This window comes from Streptomyces sp. P17, assembly GCF_032436805.1.
GTDB lineage: Bacteria > Actinomycetota > Actinomycetes > Streptomycetales > Streptomycetaceae > Streptomyces.
Map to the genome: position 1 here is coordinate 1 of NZ_JAVRBF010000485.1, position 338 is coordinate 338.

General features: G+C 50.0%; 1 protein-coding gene. It reads right to left on the reverse strand.

Annotated features, from left to right (window positions below):
* A partial coding sequence (locus tag RMT89_RS41815) for a hypothetical protein (protein WP_315888989.1) occupies positions 1-338 on the reverse strand: 338 nt, incomplete at both ends.

Here is a 338-nt window from a genome sequence, read left to right on the forward strand (position 1 = left end):
GTTACGGTGAGCCTTTTTGAAGAGAGGAGCAATCTGCTCATCCTTCAGGCCAGCAAGTCCACAGCCGATACGTGTGACTTGGAATTCTTCCTTGTCATGCCAGAAAGCATAATTGAGGAAGCCTTCGATATAGTGCTGTATTACGGGCAGGGCGAGCGTTTTGCGGATAGCCTTGTCTTTGGTCGGAATGGCATAGCTCATGCCTGAGCGGCCTAGAAAGACGCCACGAACGGCACCTCTGTTGCGTTCAGCAAATCGTGCTGCTCCTGCACCATGTAGACCAGACAGATTGGAACCAAAGACGAAAACGAGTTTGTTTAAATCAAGGGCCATGTGAT